A 26,758-nucleotide genomic window follows, 5' to 3' on the forward strand; every position below is an offset into this window, starting at 1 on the left:
CGATAGCGGTGTGTCAGTGGCAACTGCATCAACTGACACACCGCTATCGCAGGCAAGCCAGCTCCCACATTTTTGGTTCAGTGGCGGTAGGTGGAACCGGTGTGTTGTTCGGGTAAATGCGCTTCGCGGTGGAAGACCTTTTCTCGCAAGGTTCCGGCCTCATAAGCGGTCTTGTACGACCCCCGTTTTTGCAACTCAGGAATCACCAACTCGATGAAGTCCACATAGCTCTCCGGCGTAACAATGCGCGTCAGGTTGAAGCCATCCAGCCCGGTCTCGCTGATCCAGGATTCCAGCTCATCGGCCACCTGCGCGGGTGAGCCCACCAGGGTGATATAGCGCCCGCCCAACGCGTGCAGCTCCAACAACTTGCGCCGGGTCCAGTCGTTGTTCTGCAAGGCTTTGGTGGCCGACTGGATGGCGTTGCTCTTCACGTACTGGATGGGTTCATCCAGCTCGTATTGCGAGAAGTCGAGGGCGGTGGAGGCGCTGAAATGTGCCACGCCGGCCTCGGCACTGGCATAGCTCAGGTACTCGGCATGCTTGGCCCAGGCCAGTGCCTCGGTGGCGCCGACAATCACGTTGAGGCCCATGAACACCTTGATATCGTCCGGGTTGCGCCCGGCCTCGACCGCGCTGGCGCGCACCTTGTGCACTTGCACCCTGGTCGCGGCTTTGTTCTGCCCGCTGATAAACACGCACTCGGCATGGCGCCCGGCGAACAGCAGGCCGCGCTCGGAACTGCCGGCCTGGAACAACACCGGCGTGCGCTGCGGCGAGGGCTCGCACAGGTGATAACCCTCCACCTGGTAGAACTCGCCATGGTGCTCGACCTTGTGCACCTTGCCCGGCTGGGCATAGATCCGCTGTTGCGGGTCGTTGAGCACCGCGTCGTCTTCCCAGCTGCCTTCCCACAGTTTGTACAGCACCTGCAGGTACTCGTCGGCCTGGTCGTAGCGCCGGTCATGTTCGACCTGCTCGGTGAGGCCCATGGCCTTGGCGGCGCTGTCCAGATAGCCGGTGACGATGTTCCAGCCCACCCGGCCACGGCTCAGGTGATCGAGGGTGGACATGCGCCGGGCGAACAGATACGGCGGCTCGTAGGTGAGGTTGGCGGTCAGGCCGAAGCCGAGGTTTTTCGTTACGGCGGCCATGGCCGAGACCAGCAGCAGCGGGTCGTTGACCGGCAGTTGGATCGACTCCTTGAGCGGCACCTCGACCGAGCCTTGATAGACGTCGTACACGCCAACGATATCGGCGATAAACAAGCCGTCGAACAGCCCGCGCTCCAGCAGTTGCGCCAGCTCGGTCCAGTATTCGACGGTCTTGTACTGGGTCGAGGTATCCCGTGGATGGGTCCACAGGCCATGGTTGATATGCCCGATGCAGTTCATGTTGAAGGCATTGAGCAGGATCTTTTTCTTCGCCATCAAATGGTCCCCCGCAGCGGCGGGTTTTCATCGTTGAGGTAGTAGTTGCCTACCGCGTGGTACTTCCAGCGCACCGGGTCGTGCAGGGTGTGTACCCGGGCGTTGCGCCAGTGGCGGTCCAGGCCATGTTCGGCGAGGGTCGCCTGGCTGCCGGCCAGTTCAAACAGGGTGCTGCCGGCGGCCAGGGAAATCTCGGTGCTCAGGGCGCGTACTTCGGCCACGGCAATCGACGCCGCGGCGACGGTGTGTGCGGTGCTGTCGGCCTGGGCGCGGTCGAGGTATTCGCCGGCGCGCTCCAGCAGGGCTTCGCTGGCATGCAGGCGGATGCTCAGGTGGCCGAAGCTTTTCAGGGTCAGCGGGTCTTCGCTGGCCTTGTCATTGCCCGAGTCGATCCACGGCCGGGTCTTGGTGCGCACAAAATGCAGGGCATCTTCAAAGGCGGCGCGGGCGATGCCGGTGTCGATGGCCGCGTGCAGGATCTGCGCCAGCGGGCCCACGGTGGTCGGGCGCTCGAAGGCGCTCTGGAACGGGATCACGTCTTCGGCACCGACCCACACATGGTCGAACACCACCGAGCCGCTGCCGGTGGTGCGCTGGCCAAAGCCGCTCCAGTCGTCGATCACCGTCAGGCCCTGGCTGTCACGCGGGACAAAGGCCAGTTGCTGTACACCGTGTTCATCCACCACCGAGGTGGGAATGCGCTGGGCGTAGATCGCGCCGGTGGCGTAGAACTTGCGGCCGCTGATGCGAAATCCGTCACCATCGCGCACAAGTTTTGTCACCCGGTCATGGGCGGTCTTGGTGCCCAGTTCCGCCAGGGCATTGCCAAAGCGCTGGCCGGCCAGCACCTCGGCGTACAGACGTTGTTGCTGCGCCGGGCTGCCATTGACGCGCAGCACTTGCAGGGCATAGAAATGGTTCTGCGGGATCTGCCCCAGGGAGGCATCGGCCTGGGCGATCAGGGCGATGACCTTGGCCAGGGTGACGTTGGATACGCCAGCGCCGCCGTAGGCCTTGGGCACGCTGATGCCCCACAGGCCGGAGCGGGAAAAGGCTTCCAGCTCGGCGAGCGGCAGGCGGCGTTCGCGGTCGCGCAGGGCGCTGTCGCGGCGAAAGTCTTCGGCCAGGTCACTGGCGACAATCAGGGCTTGCTCGTCGCTGGTGATGACCGCGACGGGATGGGAAAGCGTCATGTTTTTCTCCAGAGGTCTGGTCGTCAGATCCAGGAATGCCGGGCCGGCAAGGTTCCATTGAGGTGCCAGGCGCCCACCGCGTGATATTTCCAGCGCACCGGGTCGTGCAGGGTGTGCACCCGGGCATTGCGCCAGTGGCGGTCGAGGTTGAATTCGGCGAGGGTGGCGCGGCTGCCGGCCAGCTCGAACAGCTTCTCGCTGACCAGCAGCGAGACTTCGGTGGTCAGCACCTTGGCTTGCGCCACGGCGATCGAGGCCCGGGCGGCGGAGTGTTCGGTGATGGGCGCGGCGCTGACCTGGTCCAGCACTTGGCCAGCCTTGCGCAGCAGGGCTTCGGCGGCATGCAGTTCGATTTTCAGCTTGCCGATGTCGGCGATCACATAGAGGTCGTCGCTGGCCCGCTCGACCTTGGCATCGATCCACGGCCGCGAGCGTTCACGGACAAAGCTGATGGTGTCGTCGAGGGCGCCACGGGCGATGCCGGCGTCGATGGCCGCCTGGATCAATTGCGAGACCGCGCCCTGGATGCCCGGGGTTTGCCCCAGGCGCCAGGTGGGCACCACCAGCTCGGCGTCCACCGGCACGTTGTTCAGCAGCACGGTGCCGCTGGCGGTGGTGCGTTGGCCAAAGCCCGACCAGTCATCGACGATGCGCAATCCCGGCGTGCCACGGCGCACAAACGCCATGACCTGGCGGCCTTCGTCGTCCAGGGCCTTGACCGCGACCCAATGGGCAAACAGCGCGCCGGTGGAGTAGAACTTCTGGCCGTTGATGACAAAGCCGTCACCCTTGGCGCTGATCCGGGCCTTCAGGTCCAGGGTGTTTTTGGTGCCACGCTCCGGGCCGCCATTGCCGATGCGCCAGCCATCCAGGATGCTTTGGAACAGCTGTTTTTTCTGTGCCTCGCTGGCGGCGCCTTGCAGTGCATGCAGGATGCCGAAGTGGTTCTGCGGGATCTGCCCCAGGGCGGGGTCGGCAGCGCTGATAATCGCGAACACTTCGGCCAGGGTCACGAACGACACCTGCGGGCCACCGTACTCACGGGGGATGCAAATGCTACCCAGGCCGCTGCGGGTGAACTGTTCGACTTCGGCCCAGGGCAATTTGCGCTGGCGGTCACGCAGCCCGGCTTGCAGGCGGGCGGCCTGGGCAAGCGCGTGGGCGGCGGCGAGGGCTTGGCTGTCGTTGCGCAGCACCTGGGTGGGCAACAGCAGCGGGGCGATATCCAGATCGCTCTGGAGGGGCGATTGCGCCAAGTTAGACATCGGTGCGCCCCTGCGTGGCGACGCGTAATGCCCTGGCGTTGTACACCGGGGTAATGTTGACCATACCTACCTCACATCCGTGGAAAGCTTAAAAATCAGGAATGTCCGGTGGTCCGGTGCATATACCCTAAGCGTGTTTATTTTTTAAATAAACTAACTTTTAGGAATATGCATAGAAGGCCTGTCACCCCGGCTCGCAGGGCGAGCCAGGGCGGCGTGGCTGGTACACCGACAAGGCGTCGGCCGCGCCTGGGGCTTTGGCCTGGGCGATGCTCACGATACGTCCGGGCGCCCAGCGCGAGTTGTTGCCCACGCGGTCGATCACGCAGTAGGTGACCTCCTGGCGCGCGTCGTCCCCCGCTTCGAGGATCAGCGTCGACGGCACCCAGACTTGCACGGGGCGTCCCACCTCGGTGGCCTGGATGGGGGGCAGGTCCAGGCGCGCATCGCCCCAGCGCAGGGTGATTGCATCACCCGTGGCCATGTTCAGGTAAGGCTCGATGGTCAACGGCACGCCCCGGCGGATCTGGCTGGGGTTGACGCCATGGCGGCGGATGGTTTCAGGCAGGCCGACGGGGGCCAGGTTCTGGTTTTCTTCGCCACACAGCACCGATGGCTGGCCGCCCGGGCAGGCGGTCTTGACCTGCACCCGGGTAATCATGGAGCGCGCCGGGCCGCGCCCCACTTGCATGACCCGGTAATGAATGCGTGCGGCGCCATTCTGCACAAAGCTTTCTGGCACCCGCAGGCTGCTGGGCTGGCCGATATCGGCGGCGCTCACGCGCTTGGAGGCGGCAAAGCAGTTGTTCCAGAACAGCTCGATCAAGTCGCCCTTGCCCATGTCTGGGTAGGGGGCGATCTCGACCTGTAGATGGGTGGCGGCCTGCGCATTGATTCCTTGTTTGAGGGCCTGGGGCACTGTCGGCGCGGCGAGCATGGCCAGGGGGGTAATGTGCGTCATAAATAATCTCCTTGATGCAGCCAGCAGCGATCGTTCCGAACCTCGGCGTGGGGTTCAAAAAGGAACGATTTCTTGAAAAGCCAGGATAGGATCCAATCCTCTGGGCCTTAGATAAGAGGGTTGGCCAGGGGGCGTCAATGGCGGCAAAAGGCTAAACGGCGGGTTTGGGATTATTCAGAAGGGTCTGACTGGAAGGGGGGTTAAAGGCGGGTTTGGGTAGTGTGTTTTTCGAGGTGAGTCGCGCCGATCCCTGTAGGAGCGAGCTTGCTCGCGAAGAACGCCCAGACGACACGGTTAATCTGATTCTGCGCGTTATCGTTGACGTTTTTCGCGAGCAAGCTCGCTCCTACAGTAGGTCAGGGTTGTTTTAGTGGGTGAGGAATTTGCTGAGGAACTGCCGGGTGCGTTCTTCCCTGGGGTTGGCAAACAACGCCTTGGCTTCGCCTTGCTCGACGATCACGCCCTTGTCGAAAAAGATCACCCGGTTGGCCACATCCCGGGCAAAGCTCATTTCGTGGGTGACGATGACCATGGTGCGGTTTTCTTCGGCCAGGCTGCGGATGGTTGCCAGTACTTCGCCCACCAGCTCCGGGTCGAGGGCCGAGGTCGGCTCATCGAACAGGATCACTTCCGGCTCCATCGCCAAGGCCCGGGCAATGGCCACCCGTTGCTGCTGGCCACCGGACAGGCGCCGGGGGTAGGCGTCTTCCTTGCCTGCCAGGCCGACCTTGGCCAGCAGGGCACGGCCGAGGCGGTCGGCGGCGTCGTGCGGCATCTTTTTGACCACCAGTGGGCCTTCGATGACGTTTTCCAGCGCGGTGCGATGGGGGAACAGGTTGAAGTTCTGGAACACAAAGCCCACATGCTGGCGCAGGCGCCGCACCAGGCCCTGTTGCTGGTTGAGCGGACGGCTGCCGTCGATCTCGATCTCACCGACCTTGATCCGGCCACTGGTGGGCTCTTCGAGGAAGTTCAGGCAGCGCAGGAAGGTGGTCTTGCCGGAACCGCTGGGGCCGATGATGGCGACGACTTCGCCTTCCTTGACCTCCAGGTCGATCCCGTTGAGTACCACCTGGCCCTTGAATTGTTTGGTCAGTTTTTCAACCACGATCATGCTTCAAGACTCCAGGTCATGCCGGTTGACCCGGTCTTCCAGGCGATTTTGAAAATGCGCCAGGATGCTCGCCAGGACCCAGTAGATCAGGGCCGCAGACAGGTACATGGTGAAAATTTCAAAGGTGCGCGCCGACACCAGTTGGGCCTGGCGGAACAGTTCGGGCACCTGGATGGTGGCGGCCAGCGCCGTGTCTTTTACCAGGGAAATAAAGCTATTGCCCAACGGCGGCAGGGCCGTGCGCATGGCCTGCGGCAGGATGGCCCGACGCAGGGTCTGCGCGCGGGTCATGCCGATACTGGCGGCCGCTTCCCACTGGCCGCGCTCGATGGAGCCGATGGCCGCACGCAGGATTTCACAGGCATAGGCGGCCATGTTCAGCGAGAAGCCGATCATCGCCGCCGGGATCGGATCCAGCTCGATGCCTACCTGCGGCAAGCCGTAGTAGATCAAAAACAGCTGCACCAGCAACGGCGTGCCACGAAAGAACGAGACATAGACCCGGGCCGTCCAGCTCAAAAGCTTGAAGCGCGACAGGCGCATCAAGGCCAGGCCAAAGCCCAGCAGCAAGCCGAAAAACATCCCGCCGAGGCTGAGGATCACCGTGTAGTACGCGCCCTTGAGCAGAAAGGGCGCGGAGTCGAGCGCGAGTTGGAAACCTGCTTCCATTATTGAGTGACGTCAGCGTTGAAGTATTTCTCGGACAGCTTCTTCAAGGTGCCGTCGGCGCGCAGTTTGTCCAGAGCCTGGTTCACCGCCTCAAGCAGCTCAGGCTCGCCTTTGCGCAGGGCAATCCCGGCTTCCTGGCGTGAGAAGGCTGCACCGGCAGCGGCGGTGTCCTTGGCTTTTTTCGCGTATTCCAGGGCGGCCAGGCGGTCGATCAGAATCGCGTCGATGCGGCCGATGCGCAGGTCCTGGAATTTGGTGGGGTCGTCGTTATAGGTCTTGATAATGGCTTTGGGTTGGTTGTCCTTGAGCCATTGCTCGTAGTTGGTGCCCAGGCCCACCCCGACTTTCTTGCCGGCCAGGTCGTCGGCGGTCTTGATGGTGTCGACGTTTTTCGCCAGGGTCAGCGCCTGGATCCCGGAGACGGTGTAGGGCTTGGAGAAGTCGTATTTTTTCTGGCGCTCTTCGGAGATCGTCACCTGGTTGACCACCGCGTCGAGGCGCTTGGACTCCAGGGCGGCGAGGATGCCGTCCCACGGGGTGGCCTGCAGCTTGACCTTGACCCCCAGCTCCTTGGCCAGGGCTTCGGCCAGCTCGACTTCAAAGCCGCTGAGCTTGCCGCTTTCATCGACGAAGCTGAACGGTGGGTAGGTGCCTTCCAGGCCGATCTTGATCTCGCCGGCCTTCTTGATATTGCCCAGTTGCTCGCCGGCAACTGCCTGGCCCAGCAACCCGGCGCCAAGGGCCAGGCCCAATGTGCCAACCAGCAACGTACGACGCAGTACAGAAATAGTCATGACAAGCCCCTGTGTTTTTTATGGTGTGCGAAGCAGGTGACGCAGTGGTCGTATCCTGCCCTAAAAACGCGGTGTGTGGGAGCGCGACTATAGGGCGAGTTTTAAAGCGTTAAAAATAATATAAATTAATTTTTATATTCCATTTTTGAATATTAAGTAGAGATTCAATAGGGGAGTGGGCTTGCCCGCGATAGCCGTGTGTCAGGCGCCCGATTCATCACAGAACCACCGCAATCGCGGGCAAGCCCGCTCCCACATTTAATCCGCATGCCTTCAGTCAGAATGCTGAGTCATAGGCAAACAACGCCGGCGCCCCGCCGGTGTGCAGGAAGATGATCGGGCCGTCCTCGAACGCCCCACGCCCGATACCATCGAGCAAGCCGGCCATGGCCTTGCCGGTGTAGACCGGGTCCAGCAACAGGCCTTCCTGGCTCGCCAGCAGCTTGATTGCCGCCAGGGTGCCGGCGTTGGGTTCGCCATAGCGCGGGGCGAAGTATTCGTCCCACAACACCACCTTGAACGCGTCGGGTAGCGCCACCCCCAGCAGCTGTGCGGTACGCTCGGCCAGGCCTTGGACCTTGGGCCGTTGCGCTTCGTCGGTGCGTGACACGGTGACGCCAATCACCGGCAAGTCCGGCAGCACTTCGCTCAACGCCAGGGCCAGGCCGCTGTGGGTGCCGGCGCTGCCGGAGGCCAGGACCACCGCCGCGAACTGCAGGCCGCTGTCTTCGATCTGCCCGGCCAATTCCAGGCCGGCGCGCACGTAACCCAGGGCGCCGAGGGCGTTGGAACCGCCAATAGGCACCAGGTACGGCTTTTTGCCGTTGTTGCGCAGGCGTTCGGCCAGGGCGTGGAGTTGCTCGTCGGCGTTATCCAGGTTTTCGACCTGTTCGACCTTGGCGTCGAACAGCTCCACCAGCAGGCGATTGCCATTGCCCAGGTAGTTGGGGTCGTTGGTCCCTGTGGGGTTTTCCAGCAGGGCGACACATCCCAGGCCCAGCCTGGCCGCCAGGGCTGCGGTCTGGCGCACATGGTTGGACTGGATCGCACCGGCGGTGATCAGCGTGTCGGCGCCCTGGGCCAGGGCATCGGCGGCGAGGTATTCGAGTTTGCGCAGTTTGTTGCCGCCCATGGCCAGCGGCGTGGTGTCGTCGCGCTTGATGTAGATATCACGGCCCAGCCAGGTCGATAGTCGTTCGAGTTTTTCCAGGGCGGTGGCGCCACCTAGCAGGTCCAGACGATTAAAACGCTCGAGCTGTTGTTTGATCATGGTTACGCACAGGTAATAAGAGATGGGAAGGACTATAGGCAGGGCTTTTTGCCGGGGCAACCGCCAGATGCTTATGCCAAAGTGTTATTAGCATCGCACCATTGGTTCTTAAGGGCCGCCCGGTTGCATACCGTAAAGTGATGGCCATTACCTCAGGAGGGAATACCGTGAGTGATCGTTCCAGTCATTGGCAATTACAGACCATCGTCAGCCAGTTGCGTGGCGCCCGGGATCAGTGGCGTACCCGCAACGGCCGGGTCAGCGGCGAGCAGGGCGGGCGCGAGCTACCTTCGCGTGATGCGATGGCGCAGATTCTTGAAGCGCTGTGCGGCGCGCTGTTCCCCATGCGCCTGGGGCCGGTGGATCTGCGCGAGGAAAGTGAGGACTTCTACGTCGGCCATACCCTGGATGTGGCGCTCAACGCCCTGCTCGCCCAGGCCCGCCTGGAGTTGCGCTATGCCGCACGCCAGGGCGGCCGGGCCGACAATGAAGTCAATGCATTGGCCATTCGCCTGATCCAGGACTTTGCCCTGGCCTTGCCGGCGCTGCGCAGCCTGTTGGACACCGATGTGCTGGCGGCCTATCACGGCGATCCGGCCGCACGCAGTGTGGATGAGGTGCTGCTGTGCTATCCGGGGATCCTTGCGGTGATCCACCATCGCCTGGCCCACCATTTGTATCGCGCCGGGCTGCCTCTGCTCGCGCGGATCAGCGCGGAAATCGCCCATTCGGCCACCGGTATCGACATTCACCCAGGCGCGCAGATCGGCCCGAGCTTCTTTATCGACCACGGCACGGGTGTGGTGATTGGCGAAACGGCGATCATTGGCGAGCGGGTACGCATCTACCAGGCGGTGACCCTGGGCGCCAAGCGTTTTCCGGCGGATGAAGATGGGCAGTTGCAAAAGGGCCATCCACGCCACCCGATTGTCGAGGACGATGTGGTGATTTACGCCGGGGCGACGATCCTGGGGCGGATCACCATCGGTAAGGGCTCGACCATTGGCGGCAACGTGTGGCTGACGCGCAGCGTGCCGGCGGGGGCGAATATCACGCAGGCGAATTTGCAGCATGATGATGGGACGCAGAAATAGCGACGATCTAATGTGTGCGGGCTTGTGTGGGAGCGGGCTTGCCCGCGATAGCGGAGTGCCAGGTTAGAGATATTTGGCTGACCCACCGCCATCGCGGGCAAGCCCGCTCCCACATTTTGCCTGTATTCCAGATTCAACCCGCAATCGCTGAACGTTTTGCCTTTCCCGCCCGTCATACCCTTCCTTGAGCTAGTGTAGGAATTACCTACCACTCAGCCCTGCGATTAGTCCCAGACCGCCTATCCATGTTTAACTTGAACGTTCGTTCAAGTTAAACCGGTGGTTCGCTGCCCGCTCACAACAGGAGGCTTACCTTTGCTGAGTCCGTTTTACACAGCCATATCCAACACCTTCGAGGTGCACCGTTCATGAGTGCATCATCTACCCCTTCAAGCGGCCTGGTGCGCATGAATGCGCCGGTGTTTTACTTCGCCGCCAGTTTTATCCTGCTGTTTGGCCTCACCGTCATTGCGGTCCCTGAACAGGCCGGCGCCTGGTTGCTGGCCGCGCAAAACTGGGCGGCCAATACGGTCGGCTGGTACTACATGCTGGCGATGACCCTGTATCTGGTCTTCGTGGTGGTCACCGCGTTGTCTGGCTACGGCAAGATCAAACTCGGTGCCGACCACGACGAGCCCGAATTCAGTTATCTGTCCTGGGCCGGCATGCTGTTTGCCGCCGGGATCAGCATCACGCTGTTTTTCTTCTGCGTCTCGGAACCCTTGACCCACCTGGTGCAACCGCCCCAGGGCGAGGCCTTGAACGCCGACGCGGCGCGCCAGGCCATGCAGGTGCTGTTCCTGCACTGGGGCCTGCATGGCTGGGGGGTGTTTGCGTTTGTCGGCATGGCCCTGGCGTACTTCGCCTACCGGCATAACCTGCCGCTGGCCTTGCGCTCGGCGCTGTACCCGTTGATCGGCAAGCGTATCAACGGCCCCATCGGCTATGCGGTGGATGGCTTTGGCATCATCGCCACGGTGTTCGGCCTGGGGGCCGACATGGGCTTTGGGGTGCTGCACCTCAACTCGGGCCTGGACTACCTGTTCGGCATCGCCCACACCCAATGGATCCAGGTCGGCCTGATCACCCTGATGATGGGCGCGGCGATCCTGGTCGCGGTGGCCGGCGTCGACAAGGGCGTGCGGGTCATGTCCGACATCAACATGCTGCTGGCCTGTGCGCTGCTGCTGTTTGTATTGTTCGCCGGGCCCACCCAGCATTTGCTCAACACCCTGATCCAGAACATCGGTGACTACCTCGGCGCGTTGCCGAGCAAGAGTTTTGATGTGTACGCCTACGATAAGCCCAGCGACTGGCTCGGCGGTTGGACGGTGTTCTACTGGGCCTGGTGGATCGCATGGTCGCCGTTCGTGGGCCTGTTCATCGCCCGGATCTCCCGTGGCCGCACCATCCGCGAATTCGTCTTCGGCGTGCTGCTGATTCCCTTGGGCTTCACCCTGGCGTGGATGTCGATCTTCGGCAACAGTGCGATTGACCAGGTGCTCAACCACGGCATGGTCGCCCTGGGCCAGTCGGCCATCGACGACCCGTCGATGAGCCTGTACCTGCTGCTGGAAACCTACCCGTGGAGCAAGACCGTGATCGCGGTCACGGTATTTATCAGCTTTGTGTTCTTTGTCACCTCGGCCGACTCCGGCACCGTGGTGCTGTCGACCCTGTCGTCCAAGGGCGGCAATGCCGATGAAGACGGGCCGAAGTGGCTGCGGGTGTTCTGGGGCGCCATGACCGCGCTGGTGACCAGCGCCTTGCTGTTCGCCGGCAGCATCGACTCGCTCAAGTCGGCGGTGGTGCTGACCTCGCTGCCGTTCTCGTTGATCCTGTTGTTGATGATGTGGGGGCTGCACAAGGCGTTCTACCTCGAATCCCAGAAGCAGATCGCCCAACTGCACTCCCTGGCCCCGGTGTCGGCATCCCGCAGGGGCCGTGGCGGCTGGCGCCAGCGCTTGAGCCAGGCGGTGCATTTCCCTTCGCGGGACGAGGTCTACCGCTTCCTCGAAACCACGGTACGCCCGGCCATTGAAGAAGTGACCGCCGTGTTTGTCGAGAAGGGCCTGAACGTGGTCACCCAGCCCGACCCGTCCAACGACAGCGTCAGCCTGCAAATCGGCCACGGCGAAGAGCATCCGTTTGTCTACCAGGTGCAGATGCGCGGTTACTTCACGCCATCCTTTGCCCGAGGCGGCATGGGCTCCAAAGAGATGAACAACCGTCGCTACTACCGCGCCGAAGTGCACTTGAGCGAGGGCAGCCAGGACTACGACCTGGTGGGCTACACCAAGGAGCAGATCATCAACGACATCCTTGACCAGTACGAGCGGCATTTGCAGTTCTTGCATCTGGTGCGCTGAGGCGCAGGGCTTGCTAGCCCTCATCCCAGGGGTTGATGATTTCAACCCCTGTCTCTGCGAAATCCTTGATGTTTCTTGTGGCAAGGCCGGCCTGCTGCGAGCGGCAAATAGCTGCGATCTGCGCATCGGCCAGGGCTACAGGCTTGCCTGACTGCTCTCTGGCGGTCACTAATTGCGCATATGCAGCCGCTGCATCCGCATCAAATGGCAGTATGTGGTCGGCAAAGTCCTCTTCAAACATTTCCAGTGCTTGAACGGTCAAGTGTTGTTTGCGCTTTCCTTCGGGCAGACGCGCAATACCGTGCAGGATTTCTGCCATGGTAATGGCGCTGATAAACAGGTCTTCATCGGCCTGTTGTTCGATCCAGCGAAGAACTGCGCCTGCCGGTGCGGGTCGCATCAATTCAGACAATACATTGGTGTCGAGCACGATCATTTATCGAACTCCACCGTCCTCACCGATGCGTCGCGCGTTGGTAGGTCCAACTCCACTCCGCCCGCTGGTGCGAAACGCTCCTGGATTCGGCGTCCCAGGCCACGACCGCTACTGATTTTCACCAGCGATTTGCGCAGGATCAGTCGAGCCTCCTCTTCCATGGAGTGGCCGTTATGCGCAGCTTCAATGCGTAGTAGTTCTTTGATGGAGTCATCCAGATTACGGATGGTCAGGCTGGCCATTAGGCATAACTCCTTATGCAATCAATGAAATCATTGAGAGCATAGCCCCTCCAGTTAAGCTGGGGTTAGTCCGTTCATCAGCTGTTTAGAACGGCACATCACCCAAAATCGTCGCCCGATGCATCACCCGCCGCTGTGGCCGATAGTCGTCCACGGCGTAGTGCTGGGTCACGCGGTTGTCCCAGAAGGCCACGTCGTTGGCTTGCCAGCGCCAGCGGAGAGTGAATTCCGGGCGCGTGGCGTGGGCGAACAGCAGTTTGAGGATGACCTCGCTTTCGGCCGGTTCCAGCTCGTTGATCTTGCTGGTGAAGCCGTCACTGACAAACAGCGATTTGCGCCCGCTGACCGGGTGCGTGCGGATCACCGGGTGCGACAGCGGCGGGTTCTTTCTGCGGGCTTCTTCCCAGCGGGCCAGGTCTTGGGCGCTGTTGCCGTAACGTTCCACAGGGAACGAGCGGGTGAAGTCGTGGGTCGCCGTCAGGCCGGTCAAAAAGCTCTTCATCGGTTCCGATAACGCCTCAAAGGCCGCAATGCCGCTGGCCCACAAGGTGTCACCGCCAAAGGCCGGCAGCAGCTTGGCGCTGAGCACGGCGCCCATGGCTGGAGTGGGCAGGAAGGTCACGTCGGTGTGCCAGATGGCGTTGTCGCGCACGTCGGTGACGGCGGTGTCGAGTACCAGCACTTCAGGTTGCTCGGGCACGTTGGGGTAGATCGGGTGAATATGCAGGTCACCGAAATTCGCCGCGAAACGCGCTTGCTGCTGCGGGGTGATCGGCTGGTCGCGAAAGAACAGCACCGAATGCTGGAGCAACGCCTGCTCGATGGCGTCGCGCTGTTCGAGGTTCAGCGCCTGGGTGATATCGACGCCACTGATCTGGGCGCCCAGGGCGGTGCTTAAGGGGGTAACGGTCAGGCGGCTCATGGTGTTCTCTTCTTAGTGTGCCTGGCCATGCCACGGCACTAATTTACGCTGCAGGGCGCGCAGGCCCATTTCCATGGCGAAGGCGATCAGCGCGATCACCAGGATGCCCAGGATCACCACATCGGTGACCAGAAATTGCGCCGCCGACTGCACCATGAACCCCAGGCCGCTGGTGGCGGCGATCAGTTCGGCGGCCACCAGGGTCGACCAACCGACACCCAGGCCGATGCGCACGCCGGTGAGGATATCGGGCAGGGCGCTGGGCAGGATCACATGGCGGATCAACTGCGCCCGCGTGGCGCCCAGGGACTGGGCTGCGCGCAATTTGGCCGGGTCGACCGTGCGCACCCCGGTAGCCGTGGCGATCGCTATCGGGGCGAAGATCGCCAGGTAAATCAGCAACACCTTGGACAACTCGCCGATGCCGCACCAGATCACGATCAGGGGCAGGTAAGCCAGTGGCGGGATCGGCCGGTAGAACTCGATCAATGGGTCGAGAATGCCCCGGGCAAGACGGTTGGCGCCGATGGCAATGCCGACCGGTACGGCGGTCAGCACTGCAAAGCCCAAGCCCAGACCGATACGCCCAAGGCTGGCGCCCAGGTGCTGCCAGAGGGTGGCGTCCATATAGCCGCTGGTCGCCAGCCGCCAGCCTTTTTGCAGTACGGCAGACGGCGGCGGCAGGAACAGCGGCTCGATCAGCCCGCTGGCGGTCACGGCCCACCACAGTACGAGCAGCGCAACCAGGGTCAGCAGGCTGATCCAGCGTGTGCCCAGGCTGCGCCGCAGCGCTGGGGGGGCCGGGCTGATGGCTGTGGCCGGGATTTCATAACTGCTCATGCGGACACCTGCCGTTGCGAGAACACTTTGCCCAGCACGTGTTCGCGGGTTTCGATAAAGCGTGGGTCGGACTTGATCGCGCGGGCCGACTCGCCAGCGGCGTAACGCTGGCCGAAATCCAGGCTCAGGCGCTCGACGATGTGCCCGGGGTTGGGCGCCAGCAGCATCAGGTCGGTGGCGAGGAAGACCGCTTCTTCGATGTCATGGGTGATCAGGAACACTGGCTTGGCCGTGCGCCGCCAGACTTGCAGCAGCAGCTCCTGCATCTGTTCGCGGGTGAAGGCATCGAGGGCGCCGAAGGGTTCGTCCATCAGCAACACCCGTGGGTCGGCCGCCAGGGCGCGGGCCAGGCCCACGCGTTGTTTCTGCCCGCCAGACAGCTGCCAGATGCGCCGGCTGTCAAAGCCGGCCAGGTCCACCAGGGCGAGCATTTCCCGGGCGCGGACGTGCCGCTGGGCCTTGGGCACGCCGGCCAGTTCCAGGCCGAAGCTGACATTGGCCAGTACGTCTTGCCAGGGCAGCAAGGCATCGTCCTGGAACACCACGCCACGCTCGGCACTCGGGCCCTGGACGGGCACGCCATCGAGGGTGATGCGCCCGGCGCTGGGTTCGACAAAGCCGGCAATCAGGTTCAACAGCGAAGTCTTGCCACTGCCGGAAGGGCCGAGGGCCACCAGCAATTGCTGGGGCCCAAGGTTCAAGGAAATATCCGCCAGCACGGACGTGGTTGCGCCTGGGTACTGTGCGCTGATGCGCTCCAGCTGTAGCAAGGCCATCGCGGTGAACTCCTGATCAGTGGGTGATGAACTGGGCGCTGACGTAAGGGCCGTAGTCCGGCAGCACCGCCTCGACCTTGCCTTGTTCCTTGAGGAATGCGGCGGTGTCGGTCACGGCCTTGGTGGTCGGGGCGCCCAGCAGGGTCACCTGGTCGGCGGCCAGCGGGTAGACATTGCCTTGCAGCAGCAGCGGAATATCGCTGGCCTTGGCGCCAGAGAGCTTCACCAGTTTGTCGACATTGCCTTTGTCGGCCAGCCAGGCTTGTGGGTCTTTACGGTATTGGGCGTAGGCATCGAGGGTGACTTTGGCAAAGGCACTGACAATTTCCGGGTGCTTCTCGGCAAAGTCCTTACGCACGATCCAGGCATCGAAGGTTGGCGCGCCGAATTTGGCCAACTCGCCGGAGGTGATCAGCACTTTGCCGTTTTCCTTGGCCACGCCCAGGGCCGGGTCCCAGACATAAGTGGCATCGATATCGCCACGTTTCCAGGCGGCAATGATGGCCGGCGGGGCGAGGTTGAGCACGGTGACTTTCGATGGATCAATGTTCCAGTGCTTGAGCGCGGCCAACAGGCTGTAGTGACCGGTGGACACGAACGGTACGGCGATTTTCTTGCCGACCAGGTCCTGCGGGCTATTGATCCCGGAACCGTTGCGCGCCACCAGGGCTTCGGCACCGCCGATCTGGGTGGCGACGAGGAAGGTCTGCACCGGCACTTTACGGGTGATGGCCGCCGTCAGCGGGCTGGAACCGAGGTAGCCGATCTGCACGTCGCCGGAGGCGATGGCGGCGATGATATCGGCGCCATTGTCGAATTTGCGCCAGTCGATAGTGGCGTTTGTGGCTTTTTCATAAGCGCCGTCGGCCTGGGCGACTTTGGCCGGGTCAACGGTGGTCTGGTAGGCGATGGTCACGTCGGCCGCCTGGGCAAACAGGCTGGCGCCGGCCAGGGACAGGGCCGCCAGGAGGCGTAAAGGGGAAGGGCGTCGCATGGAAAAGCTCCTCATCAGGCGGCCGAGGGTCGGCGTGTGATGAGACTAAATGATCTAAGAATCCTAAAATAAATAACATTTTAGAATTAGCTTATGAGGAGAAAAGTGGAAGCAGCCCTGCAAGGCAATGAAATTAATGTGGGAGCTGGCTTGCCTGCGATAGCGGTTTGGCAGCCGACATCGTATTTGGATGTGACGGCCTTATCGCAGGCAAGCTCCCACAGGGGGGTTAGTTACTGATCGCCAGGATGCTCGCCTGGTACGACCCGACAAACACATCAAAGTCACCCACTTCGTTCTGCTCCAGCTCTGCCTGCTGGGCCAGCGAACTGCGGGCCAGTTCCTCAAAGCGCGCCTGCTCGTCTGCCGGCAACGGCTCGCTACGGAAGTGCTCGGCATGCACTTCGCTCTGACGCAGGGAGAACTGGGCAAAGCTCTGCTTGTGTTCGCGCATCGCCGCCAGCACCTGGGCCGACGGGGTCAGGGACGCATCCTGGACCTTTGCCAACTGGGCATCCAGCGCCTGGCTGTGTTCATTGAGGCCCTGGCTCTGGTCCAGCAGTGCGGCCAGCGGGGCGATTTTTTCCAGCAGTTCGGTGGCCCATGCCTTCATTTCCACGGCCTGGCCACAGCGCTGCAATTGCAGGCCCGGACGCCGGCCTTCCTTGACCACGCTGAGGAAGTTCGACGTGGCATTGCCGCACTCGTTGTTTTCAAACAACGGGCTGTCGTTCAGCGCGCAGTACAGCAGGAAGGCGTCGAGGAAGCGCGACTCCGGCAAGTCGATGCCCATCGGCAGGAACGGGTTGATATCCAGGCAGCGTACTTCGATGTACTGGATACCACGGGCCATCAGTGCCTGGATCGGCCGTTCGCCGGTGTAGGTCACACGTTTGGGGCGGATATTGGAGTAGTACTCGTTTTCGATCTGCAGGATGTTGGTGTTGAGCTGGACCCACTCACCGTCCTTGTGGGTGCCGATTTCGACATAAGGCGCGTAGGGCGTTGCCACCGCTTCGCGCAGGCTGTCGGTGTAGCTGAGCAGGTCGTTGTAGCAAGGGGTCAGGCCGGCCTGGGCGTTGCTCTGGTAACCCAGGTCGCTCATGCGCAGGCTGGTGGCATACGGCAGGTACAGGGTGTCGGCATCGAACTGTTCCAGTTGATGGGAACGCCCGCGCAGGAAACCTGCATCCAGGGCCGGCGAGGCACCGAACAGGTACATCAGCAGCCAGCTGTAGCGGCGGAAGTTGCGGATCAGCGCGATATAGGCCGTGGACTGGTAGTCACGGTCGGTGCCCACGAAGCCTTCGGTTGCCTTGAGCAACGGCCACAGTTCTTCCGGCAGGGAAAAGTTGTAGTGGATGCCGGCGATGCACTGCATGGTCTTGCCGTAGCGCAGGGCCAGGCCCTTGCGATACACGTACTTGAGCTGTCCGATGTTGGAGGTGCCGTAGTAGGCAATCGGAATATCTTCCTCGGCCGGCAACGGGCACGGCATCGATGGACTCCACAGGTACTCGTTGCCGAGCTTGCTGTAGGCAAAACGGTGGATCTTGTCGAGGCTGCGCAGGGTATCTGCCGGGTTGGGCAAGGCCGGCGTGATGAACTCCAGCAGCGACTCGGAATAGTCGGTGGTGATCGATTCATGGGTCAATGCAGCGCCCAGGGCCTCTGGATGCGGCGTTTGAGCCAGGCGGCCTTCGCCGGTGACACGCAGGCATTCACGCTCGATGCCGTGCAGGCAATGCTCAAGCAAAGAGAGGTGTTCGCGCTTGCCGAGCAGTGCCAGGCGGCGGTTGAGAAGTTCGCTCAAGTTGGATTCCTTCACGCGTCAGTCGCCCCAATATGGGGGTGGGCAAGACGGTCTACAAGGGTGAAGTTAAAACTGGCGTTATCGCCTGGTTTTCGAGCCGGAATAACCTGCTCTGAAAGTGCCTACTTCATTCCCTGAATTTGGCTATTGCGCAGGAAGAAAATTCCGACGCTGTTTTTGCAGCGCCGAAATTAACCCAAATTGATGACTGGGAGCTATAGGACAGCGAAGGTGCCTTGTGCTTTTGCGACGAGTCTTTCGCCCTGATACACCTCGGCCTCGACCACCAGCGTGCGCCGGCCGGGGTGGATGACCCGGGCGGTGCACAGCACATCACCGTCGGACACCGCACGGATGTAATTGATTTTGCACTCGATGGTCGCACTTTGCTGGTCGAAACCGTGGGCGCTGGAACAGGCCAGCCCCATGGCAATGTCCACCAGGCTGAAAATCGCCCCGCCATGGAGCTTGCCCGCGCGGTTGCGCAAGTGTGGCTCAAGGCTCAGGGCCACCTCGGCAACGCCCTGGTCCAGGCGTTGCAGGCGGCAGCCGAGCAGTTCGCTGAAAGCGCTGTGGGTCAAGCCGGCTGGCAGCTCCATCAGCGCTTTTTCAGTTGCTTGGCGTTGGCGAACAGCGAAGCCATGGCGTTATTGGCCGGGGCTGCGGTGGCGGTTTCCTTGCGCGGTGCAGTGTTTTCCGAACGGTTTTGCGACTGGCGCGGGGCTGAACCCGGGCGTGCGCCACGGGCCCCGTCGATTTTCTCGCCGGGGGTATCGCTCATGCGCATCGACAGGCCCACGCGTTTGCGCGGGATATCGACTTCCATGATCTTGACCTTGACCACGTCACCGGCCTTCACCGCTTCACGGGGATCTTTGATGAACTTCTCCGAAAGCGCGGAAATATGCACCAAACCGTCCTGATGCACGCCGATATCCACAAAAGCGCCGAAGTTGGTCACGTTGGTCACCACGCCTTCGAGGATCATGCCCAGTTGCAGGTCCTTGAGGTCTTCGACGCCTTCCTGGAACTCGGCGGTCTTGAACTCGGGACGTGGGTCGCGGCCGGGTTTTTCAAGCTCTTGCAGGATGTCGGTGATGGTTGGTACGCCGAAGGTTTCGTCGGTGTACTTCTTCGGGTCCAGGCGCTTGAGGAACCCGGCATCGCCGATCAGCGAGCGGATATCGCGGTCGGTTTCGGCGGCAATGCGTTGCACCAGTGGGTAGGCTTCCGGGTGGACCGCCGAGGCGTCCAGCGGGTTGTCACCGTTCATTACACGCAAGAAACCGGCGGCCTGCTCGAAGGTTTTTTCGCCAAGGCGTGCGACTTTTTTCAGCGCCGCACGGGTCTTGAACGCACCGTTTTCATCGCGATGGGTGACGATATTCTGCGCCAGGGTGGCGTTGAGGCCGGAAATCCGTGCGAGCAAAGCGACCGAGGCGGTGTTGACGTCGACGCCGACCTTGTTCACACAGTCTTCCACCACCGCATCCAGGCCGCGCGCCAGTTTCAGCTGCGACACATCGTGCTGGTACTGGCCGACGCCGATGGATTTAGGGTCGATCTTCACCAGCTCGGCCAGTGGGTCCTGCAGGCGGCGGGCGATGGAGACGGCACCACGGATCGATACATCGAGGTCCGGGAACTCCTTGGAGGCCAGCTCCGATGCCGAGTACACCGAAGCGCCCGCCTCGGAAACCATGACCTTGGTCATTTTCATGCCTGGGTATTTTTTGATCAGTTCCAGAGCCAGCTTGTCGGTCTCGCGGCTGGCGGTGCCGTTGCCGATGGCGATCAGGTCGACCGCGTGCTTGGCGCACAGGGCGGCGAGGATGGCGATGGTCTGGTCCCACTTGTTGTGGGGCACGTGCGGATACACGGTGGCGTGGTCCAGCAGCTTGCCGGTGGCGTCGACCACGGCGACCTTGCAGCCGGTGCGCAGGCCCGGGTCCAGGCCCAGGGTTGCACGCGGGCCGGCCGGTGCGGCCAGCAGCAGGTCGTGCAGGTTGTGGGCGAACACGTTGATCGCCTCGGTCTCGGCGCCGTCGCGCAACTCGCCCAGCAGGTCGGTTTCCAGGTGGGTGTAGAGCTTGACCTTCCAGGTCCAGCGCACGACTTCACCGAGCCATTTATCCGCAGGACGATTCTGATTTTGGATGCCGAATTGTTGACCGATCATGCCTTCGCACGGGTGCATGGTGCCCGGCAGTTCGTCGCCGACTTTCAGGGCGGAGCTGAGAATGCCTTCGTTGCGCCCGCGGAAAATGGCGAGGGCGCGGTGGGACGGCATGCTCTTGAGCGGTTCGTCGTGCTCGAAGTAATCGCGGAACTTGGCGCCTTCCTCCTCTTTGCCGGCGATCACGCGGGCGCTGAGGGTGGCTTCCTGTTTCAGGTAGTTACGCAATTTTTCCAGCAGGTTGGCGTCTTCGGCGAAGCGCTCCATGAGGATGTATTTGGCGCCTTCGAGGGCAGCCTTGACGTCGGCCACGCCTTTTTCGCCATCGACAAAGCGCGCTGCTTCGGTTTCCGGGGCCAGGGATGGGTCGTTGAACAGGCCGTCGGCCAGCTCGCCGAGGCCGGCTTCCAGGGCGATCTGGCCCTTGGTGCGGCGTTTCTGCTTGTACGGCAGGTACAGGTCTTCGAGGCGGGTCTTGGTGTCGGCGAGCTTGATATCGCGTTCGAGTTGCGGGGTCAGCTTGCCCTGCTCCTGGATGCTGGCGAGGATGCTGATGCGCCGTTCGTCGAGTTCTCGCAGGTAGCGCAGGCGCTCTTCCAGATGCCGCAGCTGGATATCATCGAGGCTGCCGGTCACTTCTTTACGGTAACGGGCGATGAAGGGCACCGTGGAGCCCTCATCCAGTAGAGCGACGGCCGCTTCGACCTGTTGTGGGCGTACACCGAGTTCCTCGGCGATGCGGCTGTTGATGCTGTCCATAAAACCACCTGAAATTCTTGAAAGCAGTGCGCAGGCCCGCAAAACAAGGCCCTGCGCAGCTGGTTGAGCGGCCCGACTGGCGCCGCTGCCTGGGTCAAGAGGCAGCCTATTGACCCTCGAAATCGAAATAATCACGACAAGCAGATGAAAAAAACACCCGGCCGGCCATGGCATGGTCCGGCACTGAGGCGCGGCATTATAACCAGCGTTCCGTCCTTGGGGGGATTGCGCCGGGAGCAGGCGCACTGGTGGTTGGAGAAAAATCTGCTAACAATGCGTACCGTGCGTATAACGGCAGCTAAGCCATAATGCGCGCCAGATAAGAGGAGCATCCAATGAGCAGCACTGCACAAACTGCTGAAGGCGAAAAAATTCTCATCGTTGATGACGATCCGGGGCTGAGCAGCCTGTTGGAGCGGTTCTTTACCTCCAAGGGCTACCGTGCCCGCGCGGTGCCGAACACCGAGCAGATGGACCGCCTGCTGGGGCGCGAGGTCTTCAACCTGGTCGTACTCGACCTGATGTTGCCGGGTGAAGACGGCCTTACGGCCTGCAAGCGTCTGCGCAGCACCAACAACCAGATCCCTATCATCATGCTGACCGCCAAGGGCGATGAGCTGAGCCGGATCAAGGGCCTGGAACTGGGCGCCGACGATTACCTGGCCAAGCCGTTCAACCCCGACGAGCTGATGGCCCGGGTCAAGGCTGTATTGCGTCGCCAGGCGGCTCCCGTACCGGGCGCGCCAGGCAGCGAAGACGAAAGCGTGACATTTGGTGACTACGAACTGTCGCTGGCCACCCGTGAGCTCAAGCGTGGCGAAGAAGTGCACATGCTCACCACAGGTGAGTTCGCGGTGCTCAAGGCGCTGGTGATGAACGCTCGTCAACCGCTGACCCGTGACAAGCTGATGAACCTGGCCCGTGGTCGCGAATGGGACGCCCTGGAGCGCTCCATCGATGTGCAGATCTCCCGTCTGCGCCGGATGATCGAGCCGGACCCGTCCAAACCGCGTTATATCCAGACAGTGTGGGGCGTGGGTTACGTGTTTGTGCCGGATGGTACGGCAACCAAGTAACCGATGATTTGCACATGCGGGTATTCTGGCGTTTGACCCCAAGGGGTCGGCCGGATGCCCGGCGTCTGCAATTCTGCGAGCGTGGCTCGCTCTTGCCAGGTGTCTAGCTGTCTTCTATGAAAACCCCGCTGTGGTTCCCCCAAAGTTTCTTCTCCCGCACCCTGTGGCTGGTGCTGATCGTCGTTCTGTTTTCCAAGGCGCTGACCCTCGTTTACCTGTTGATGAACGAAGACGTGCTGGTGGATCGGCAGTACAGCCATGGTGTTGCGCTGACATTGCGTGGCTACTGGGCTGTGGATCCCGAGAACCGCGAAAAAGTCGCCAAGGCGTCGACGTTGACCCGCGTCGATGGGGCTGGCGTGCCGGAAGGCGAGCAGCATTGGCCTTACAGTGAGATCTACCAGCGTCAGATGCAGGCTGAACTGGGTGAGGACACCGAGGTGCGCTTGCGCATGCATGTCTCACCAGCCCTCTGGGTGCGCGCGCCGAGCCTGGGCGATGCCTGGATCAAGGTTCCGTTGTATCCGCACCCGTTGCGGGGGCAGAAGATCTGGAACGTACTCGGTTGGTTCCTGGCCATCGGCCTGCTTTCCACCGCCTCGGCCTGGATCTTCGTGCGCCAGCTCAACCAGCCGCTCAAGCGCCTGGTGTTCGCCGCCAGGCAACTGGGGCAGGGGCGCAGCGTGCGCCTGCCGATCAGCGATACGCCCAGCGAGATGACCGAGGTCTACAGCGCGTTCAACCAGATGGCCGAGGATGTCGAACAGGCCGGTCGTGAACGCGAGCTGATGCTGGCCGGGGTCTCCCACGACCTGCGCACGCCGCTGACACGCTTGCGCCTGTCCCTGGAACTGATGGGTAACCACACCGACCTGACCGATGACATGGTCCGTGATATCGAGGACATGGATGCGATTCTCGACCAGTTCCTGGCGTTTATCCGCGATGGTCGCGATGAGGTGGTGGAAGAGGTGGACCTGACCGACCTGGTGCGCGAGGTCGTGGCGCCCTATAACCAGAATGGCGAGCAGGTGCGCATGCGCCTGGAGCCGATCCAGCCCTTTGCATTGCGCCGGGTCTCGATGAAGCGCCTGCTGAACAACCTGATCGGCAACGCCTTGCATCACGCGGGCACCGAGGTGGAAGTCGCCGCCTATGTGTCCGGTGACACCAATGCGCCTTACGTGGTGCTGAGTGTCATGGACCGTGGCGCCGGGATCGATCCGGCGGAACTGGAAGGCATTTTCAACCCGTTCACCCGTGGCGACCGTGCCCGTGGTGGCAAAGGCACCGGCCTGGGGCTGGCGATTGTGCGGCGGATTGCTTCGATGCATGGCGGCAATGTCGAACTGCGCAACCGTGCCGATGGCGGGCTGGAAGCGCGGGTGCGCTTGCCGTTGGGGCTGATGTTGCCAAGGGATGCGGTGTAAACCACTGCAAAACTCAAATGTGGGAGTTGGCTTGCCTGCGAAAAAATCTGACAGTGATGTTGAATGTTAGTCAGTCATCGCAGGCAAGCCAGCTCCCACTTGGGTTTGTGCTGCCTTAAAGAGAGTATTTCAGCCCTTGCCCTTGGTGCGGGTCATGTTTGGCCCGCTGTTCTTCTCCAGATGCTGAATGATGATCCCGGCCACGTCCTTGCCGGTGGTGGTCTCAATCCCTTCCAGGCCCGGTGACGAGTTCACTTCCATCACCAGTGGCCCGTGGTTCGAGCGCAGGATATCCACGCCCGCCACACTCAAGCCCATGACCTTGGCTGCACGCAGGGCGGTCATGCGCTCTTCCGGGGTGATCTTGATCAGGCTGGCGCTGCCACCACGGTGCAGGTTGGAGCGAAACTCCCCTGGCTTGGCCTGGCGTTTCATCGCCGCAATCACCTTGTCCCCCACCACGAAGCAACGGATATCGGCACCGCCGGCTTCCTTGATGTACTCCTGGACCATGATGTTCTGCTTGAGGCCCATGAACGCCTCGATCACCGACTCCGCCGCCGTGGCGGTTTCACACATCACTACGCCAATGCCCTGGGTACCTTCCAGCACCTTGATGACCAGCGGGGCGCCGTTGACCATTTCGATCAGGTCGGGAATGTCATCGGGGGAATGGGCAAAGCCGGTCACCGGCAAGCCGATCCCCCGGCGCGACAGCAATTGCAGGGAGCGCAGCTTGTCCCGGGAGCGGGCAATGGCCACCGACTCGTTGAGCGGAAACACTCCCATCATTTCAAACTGACGCAGTACCGCGCAGCCGTAGAACGTCACCGAGGCACCGATGCGCGGGATCACCGCGTCGAAGCCTTCCAGTGGTTTGCCCCGGTAGTGGATCTGCGGCTTATGACTGGCAATGTTCATATAGGCGCGCAACGTATCGATCACCACCATCTCATGGCCCCGTTCGGTGCCGGCCTCGACCAGACGACGGGTGGAATACAGACGCGGGTTACGCGACAGCACAGCGATCTTCATGCAACACCTGTGGCAGCAATAGTAGAGACCGGGAACACCGGCTTGTCTTGAACGTACTTGAGCCCCGGGTTGACCACCAATTGGCCGTCGATCAGGGCTTTGGAACCTAGCAACAGGCGGTAACGCATGGTTTTGCGGCAAGCCAGGGTGAACTCCACCCGCCATACCCGATCACCCAGGGCCAGGGTGGTGCTGATGACGTAGCGCACCTGCGCCTGGCCGTTGGAGCTTTTAATGGTTTTCATCGCCACCAGCGGCGCTTCGCAGCGCCGGTGACGCAGTTGCACCACGCTGCCCAGGTGCGCTGTGAAGCGCACCCATTTTTCACCGTCACGCTCAAAAGGCTCGATCTCGGTGGCATGCAGGCTGGAGGTACTGGCCCCGGTGTCGATCTTCGCGCGCAGGCCCGCCACGCCTAAATCAGGCAGTGCCACCCACTCACGCAGACCGACAACGGTCAAATGGTCAAATGTCTTCAATGTGAACAACCGGCAATCAGAAATATTTCGACGTCAGACGACACTAGCGTCCTACTGCTCATGGATTGTGACAACCCAGGAACGTTGACAAGCGCTTGGCGCCGAATTCGCGGTATTCACGCAGAATATTCACCAAATGGCGACAGATATCTTCACGCCATAAAAAACCACGGTTGAAGGGAAACTGCCTGACACCTGGCGTATCTTAGGTGAGCCTTGGCGTTTGTGCGTCGTAGGGGGGCGACTGTTAAGTTGCGACATTTTTCAGAGCGAGGAATTCCAGTGGCTCAAAAGCAGGAAGAGGACGAAAAAGTCCGGTTGGACAAGTGGCTGTGGGCCGCACGTTTCTACAAAACCCGGGCCTTGGCCAAGGCCGCCATCGAGAGTGGCAAGGTGCATTGCCGAGGCGAGCGCTGCAAGCCAGGCAAGGAGCCGCGCATTGGCGACGAGTTGCAGATTCGTGTCGGGTTTGATGAGAAAACGGTGGTAGTGGAGGCGCTTTCCATCGTTCGTCGCGGCGCTCCCGAAGCGCAGGCACTGTACAGCGAGACCCCGGCCAGTATCGCCAAGCGCGAAAATGCCGCGGCCATGCGCAAGGCCGGCGCATTGGGCATGAGCACCGATGGCAAGCCGAGCAAGAAGCAGCGCCGCGACCTGTTCAAGTTTCGCGGTAGCGGCAATGATGATTGAGAAGGGGCAGCAGGAGCCGGCCAGGCTCCTGCACCTGGGCTCAGGCGTTGCGGATCACGCTTAGGCGATTGATCACCGGTACCCGTTGCAACACTGTAAATACCGGTTGGGTCATGCGTAGCAGCCAACCCGCAACCTTCGCCGCAAACGGCGTGCAGTAACCCCACCCCAGCGCCAACAGCGCCAGCAGTACGCCACCGATATAGTCGTCCTGCCCCCAGTGCGCACCCGCCACCAGGCGCGGCATCATGAACAGCAGCGCCAGGCCCCAGATCAGCACAACCTGGCCGATCCGCTTGGCAAACACGCTCATGAACATCCCCCAGATCAACAGCACTGAGGCGTGATCACCGGGGAAGCTCTGGCTGGAGCGGTCCTTCAATTCCCAGGTTCTTTCCAGGTCAGGGAAGTAGTCGCTCATATGGATCGCCCCGCTGATCACCATCGACGGGCTATTGTGTTGCCAGCCCATCTGCGCCGCGAGCTTGGAAAACAGCATGCGGATAAACAGCAGTAACAGCAGAATCGCGAGAAAACCGAAAAACGCCTGGCGCACTTCAAACGCCTTGAACACCCATTCGCCGCGGATCAGCAGCGTCAGCAGGATCACCCCGACCACGGCATCAAAGGGGCGCAGGCTGGCTACCGCCCACACATGCAGCCAGGCCGGGTTGCTGGCCAACGGGTCGTTGAGTAGATGGAACAGCCATTCGTCGAATATCACGCAAAGCATCTGGCCTGCGGGCCATAGCCAAAAACACAGCAGCCCCAGAGCGAGTAAATTGCACAGGGCCAATCGCCCGAGGTTCCACTTGGCTTGGAACAAACCCGGATTGTTCATAAACTGTTTCCTCTTCGCTCTGAAACTCTTCACCTGTCGGCATAAAAGCGCACCAAATTGGTGCTAAAGCGCATAATTTTAGAAACATTG

Annotated in this window: 25 protein-coding genes; 5 read left to right on the forward strand and 20 right to left on the reverse strand. The window is 61.7% G+C overall.

The genetic code is table 11. The annotated features are described in order from the left end of the window. Positions 1 to 77 precede the first annotated feature (77 nt). The 8 genes from AC07W7_RS04440 to AC07W7_RS04475 all read right to left on the reverse strand — a co-directional run bounded on the left by AC07W7_RS04440 (position 78) and on the right by AC07W7_RS04475 (position 8,696). Positions 78 to 1,430: an LLM class flavin-dependent oxidoreductase gene (locus AC07W7_RS04440; RefSeq protein WP_495038828.1), complete on the reverse strand. Its 1,353-nt coding sequence runs from the start codon at positions 1,428 to 1,430 to the stop codon at positions 78 to 80. After that, a complete protein-coding gene (locus tag AC07W7_RS04445) occupies positions 1,430 to 2,623 on the reverse strand; it encodes an SfnB family sulfur acquisition oxidoreductase (protein ID WP_495038829.1) in 1,194 nt (397 codons plus the stop codon). The genes AC07W7_RS04440 and AC07W7_RS04445 overlap by 1 nt, the downstream gene beginning before the upstream one ends. Positions 2,624 to 2,646: 23 nt before the next feature. Next, the gene (locus tag AC07W7_RS04450; RefSeq protein WP_495038830.1) at positions 2,647 to 3,888 is read right to left on the reverse strand and encodes an SfnB family sulfur acquisition oxidoreductase; all 1,242 of its coding nucleotides are present in this window, start codon (positions 3,886 to 3,888) and stop codon (positions 2,647 to 2,649) included. Positions 3,889 to 4,072: 184 nt separating this feature from the next. Beyond that, positions 4,073 to 4,849 carry a hypothetical protein gene (locus AC07W7_RS04455; RefSeq protein ID WP_076962061.1) on the reverse strand — a complete coding sequence of 259 codons (777 nt, stop codon included), beginning with the start codon at positions 4,847 to 4,849 and terminating at the stop codon, positions 4,073 to 4,075. 367 nt (positions 4,850 to 5,216) lie between these two features. Further along, positions 5,217 to 5,963, reverse strand: coding sequence for an L-cystine ABC transporter ATP-binding protein TcyN (gene tcyN, locus AC07W7_RS04460; protein ID WP_076962062.1), 747 nt, complete (start codon positions 5,961 to 5,963; stop codon positions 5,217 to 5,219). Between the two features lie 3 nt (positions 5,964 to 5,966). After that, on the reverse strand, positions 5,967 to 6,632 hold the full coding sequence (tcyL, locus tag AC07W7_RS04465; protein ID WP_029299561.1) for a cystine ABC transporter permease: 666 nt from the start codon (positions 6,630 to 6,632) through the stop codon (positions 5,967 to 5,969). Then, positions 6,632 to 7,426 (reverse strand): cystine ABC transporter substrate-binding protein, encoded by a 795-nt coding sequence (gene tcyJ, locus AC07W7_RS04470; protein WP_099169331.1) that lies wholly within the window; start codon positions 7,424 to 7,426, stop codon positions 6,632 to 6,634. Before tcyJ ends, tcyL begins: the two co-directional genes overlap by 1 nt. A gap of 277 nt (positions 7,427 to 7,703) precedes the next feature. Then, complete coding sequence (locus tag AC07W7_RS04475) at positions 7,704 to 8,696, reverse strand: D-cysteine desulfhydrase (protein WP_495038831.1); 993 nt, start codon at positions 8,694 to 8,696, stop codon at positions 7,704 to 7,706. Between the two features lie 167 nt (positions 8,697 to 8,863). Here AC07W7_RS04475 and epsC point away from each other — a divergent pair, with 167 nt between their 5' ends. Together epsC and betT are read left to right on the forward strand one after the other, a co-directional pair. Further along, a complete protein-coding gene (gene epsC / locus AC07W7_RS04480; RefSeq protein ID WP_076962065.1) occupies positions 8,864 to 9,790 on the forward strand; it encodes a serine O-acetyltransferase EpsC in 927 nt (308 codons plus the stop codon). 407 nt (positions 9,791 to 10,197) lie between these two features. Beyond that, positions 10,198 to 12,159, forward strand: coding sequence for a choline transporter BetT (gene betT / locus AC07W7_RS04485; protein ID WP_169898714.1), 1,962 nt, complete (start codon positions 10,198 to 10,200; stop codon positions 12,157 to 12,159). Positions 12,160 to 12,172: 13 nt separating this feature from the next. Here betT and AC07W7_RS04490 read toward each other — a convergent pair whose 3' ends face one another. The 9 genes from AC07W7_RS04490 to AC07W7_RS04530 form a co-directional block, all read right to left on the reverse strand. Next, a complete protein-coding gene (locus tag AC07W7_RS04490) occupies positions 12,173 to 12,595 on the reverse strand; it encodes a type II toxin-antitoxin system VapC family toxin (RefSeq protein WP_076962067.1) in 423 nt (140 codons plus the stop codon). Then, a complete protein-coding gene (locus tag AC07W7_RS04495) occupies positions 12,592 to 12,837 on the reverse strand; it encodes a FitA-like ribbon-helix-helix domain-containing protein (RefSeq protein ID WP_076962068.1) in 246 nt (81 codons plus the stop codon). Before AC07W7_RS04495 ends, AC07W7_RS04490 begins: the two co-directional genes overlap by 4 nt. 85 nt (positions 12,838 to 12,922) lie before the next feature. Then, positions 12,923 to 13,759, reverse strand: a complete 837-nt coding sequence (gene tauD, locus AC07W7_RS04500) for a taurine dioxygenase (RefSeq protein WP_169901053.1) — start codon at positions 13,757 to 13,759, stop codon at positions 12,923 to 12,925. A 12-nt stretch (positions 13,760 to 13,771) separates the two neighbouring features. Then, positions 13,772 to 14,599 (reverse strand): taurine ABC transporter permease TauC, encoded by an 828-nt coding sequence (gene tauC / locus AC07W7_RS04505; RefSeq protein ID WP_495038832.1) that lies wholly within the window; start codon positions 14,597 to 14,599, stop codon positions 13,772 to 13,774. Further along, entirely contained in the window at positions 14,596 to 15,375 is a 780-nt protein-coding gene (gene tauB, locus AC07W7_RS04510) for a taurine ABC transporter ATP-binding subunit (protein ID WP_495038833.1), read from the reverse strand. The genes tauC and tauB overlap by 4 nt, the downstream gene beginning before the upstream one ends. A 16-nt stretch (positions 15,376 to 15,391) precedes the next feature. Then, entirely contained in the window at positions 15,392 to 16,369 is a 978-nt protein-coding gene (tauA, locus tag AC07W7_RS04515) for a taurine ABC transporter substrate-binding protein (RefSeq protein ID WP_076962072.1), read from the reverse strand. 229 nt (positions 16,370 to 16,598) lie between these two features. After that, complete coding sequence (gshA, locus tag AC07W7_RS04520; RefSeq protein WP_076962073.1) at positions 16,599 to 18,182, reverse strand: glutamate--cysteine ligase; 1,584 nt, start codon at positions 18,180 to 18,182, stop codon at positions 16,599 to 16,601. Between the two features lie 215 nt (positions 18,183 to 18,397). Beyond that, entirely contained in the window at positions 18,398 to 18,781 is a 384-nt protein-coding gene (locus AC07W7_RS04525) for a PaaI family thioesterase (protein ID WP_169865839.1), read from the reverse strand. Beyond that, positions 18,781 to 21,117, reverse strand: a complete 2,337-nt coding sequence (locus AC07W7_RS04530; protein ID WP_076962075.1) for a Tex family protein — start codon at positions 21,115 to 21,117, stop codon at positions 18,781 to 18,783. The genes AC07W7_RS04525 and AC07W7_RS04530 overlap by 1 nt, the downstream gene beginning before the upstream one ends. A 335-nt stretch (positions 21,118 to 21,452) precedes the next feature. Between AC07W7_RS04530 and ompR the strand changes: the two genes are divergently transcribed. Beyond that, positions 21,453 to 22,193, forward strand: coding sequence for an osmolarity response regulator transcription factor OmpR (gene ompR, locus AC07W7_RS04535; protein ID WP_032856582.1), 741 nt, complete (start codon positions 21,453 to 21,455; stop codon positions 22,191 to 22,193). Positions 22,194 to 22,309: 116 nt separating this feature from the next. After that, a complete protein-coding gene (locus AC07W7_RS04540) occupies positions 22,310 to 23,623 on the forward strand; it encodes an ATP-binding protein (RefSeq protein ID WP_076962076.1) in 1,314 nt (437 codons plus the stop codon). A gap of 129 nt (positions 23,624 to 23,752) precedes the next feature. Here AC07W7_RS04540 and rimK read toward each other — a convergent pair whose 3' ends face one another. Together rimK and rimB are read right to left on the reverse strand one after the other, a co-directional pair. Next, entirely contained in the window at positions 23,753 to 24,658 is a 906-nt protein-coding gene (gene rimK, locus AC07W7_RS04545; protein WP_010567113.1) for a 30S ribosomal protein S6--L-glutamate ligase, read from the reverse strand. Beyond that, complete coding sequence (gene rimB / locus AC07W7_RS04550) at positions 24,655 to 25,137, reverse strand: retropepsin-like aspartic endopeptidase RimB (protein ID WP_029299782.1); 483 nt, start codon at positions 25,135 to 25,137, stop codon at positions 24,655 to 24,657. Before rimB ends, rimK begins: the two co-directional genes overlap by 4 nt. Before the next feature lie 282 nt (positions 25,138 to 25,419). On the opposite strand from rimB, the gene AC07W7_RS04555 reads away from it, so the two are divergent. Then, positions 25,420 to 25,827, forward strand: coding sequence for an RNA-binding S4 domain-containing protein (locus AC07W7_RS04555; protein ID WP_099169324.1), 408 nt, complete (start codon positions 25,420 to 25,422; stop codon positions 25,825 to 25,827). 40 nt (positions 25,828 to 25,867) lie between these two features. On the opposite strand, the gene AC07W7_RS04560 is transcribed toward AC07W7_RS04555, so the two are convergent. Next, positions 25,868 to 26,668, reverse strand: a complete 801-nt coding sequence (locus tag AC07W7_RS04560) for a phosphatase PAP2 family protein (RefSeq protein WP_169898827.1) — start codon at positions 26,666 to 26,668, stop codon at positions 25,868 to 25,870. Between the last annotated feature and the right edge of the window lie 90 nt (positions 26,669 to 26,758).

The sequence above is a fragment of the Pseudomonas sp. GW821-FHT01D09 genome (assembly GCF_059422465.1).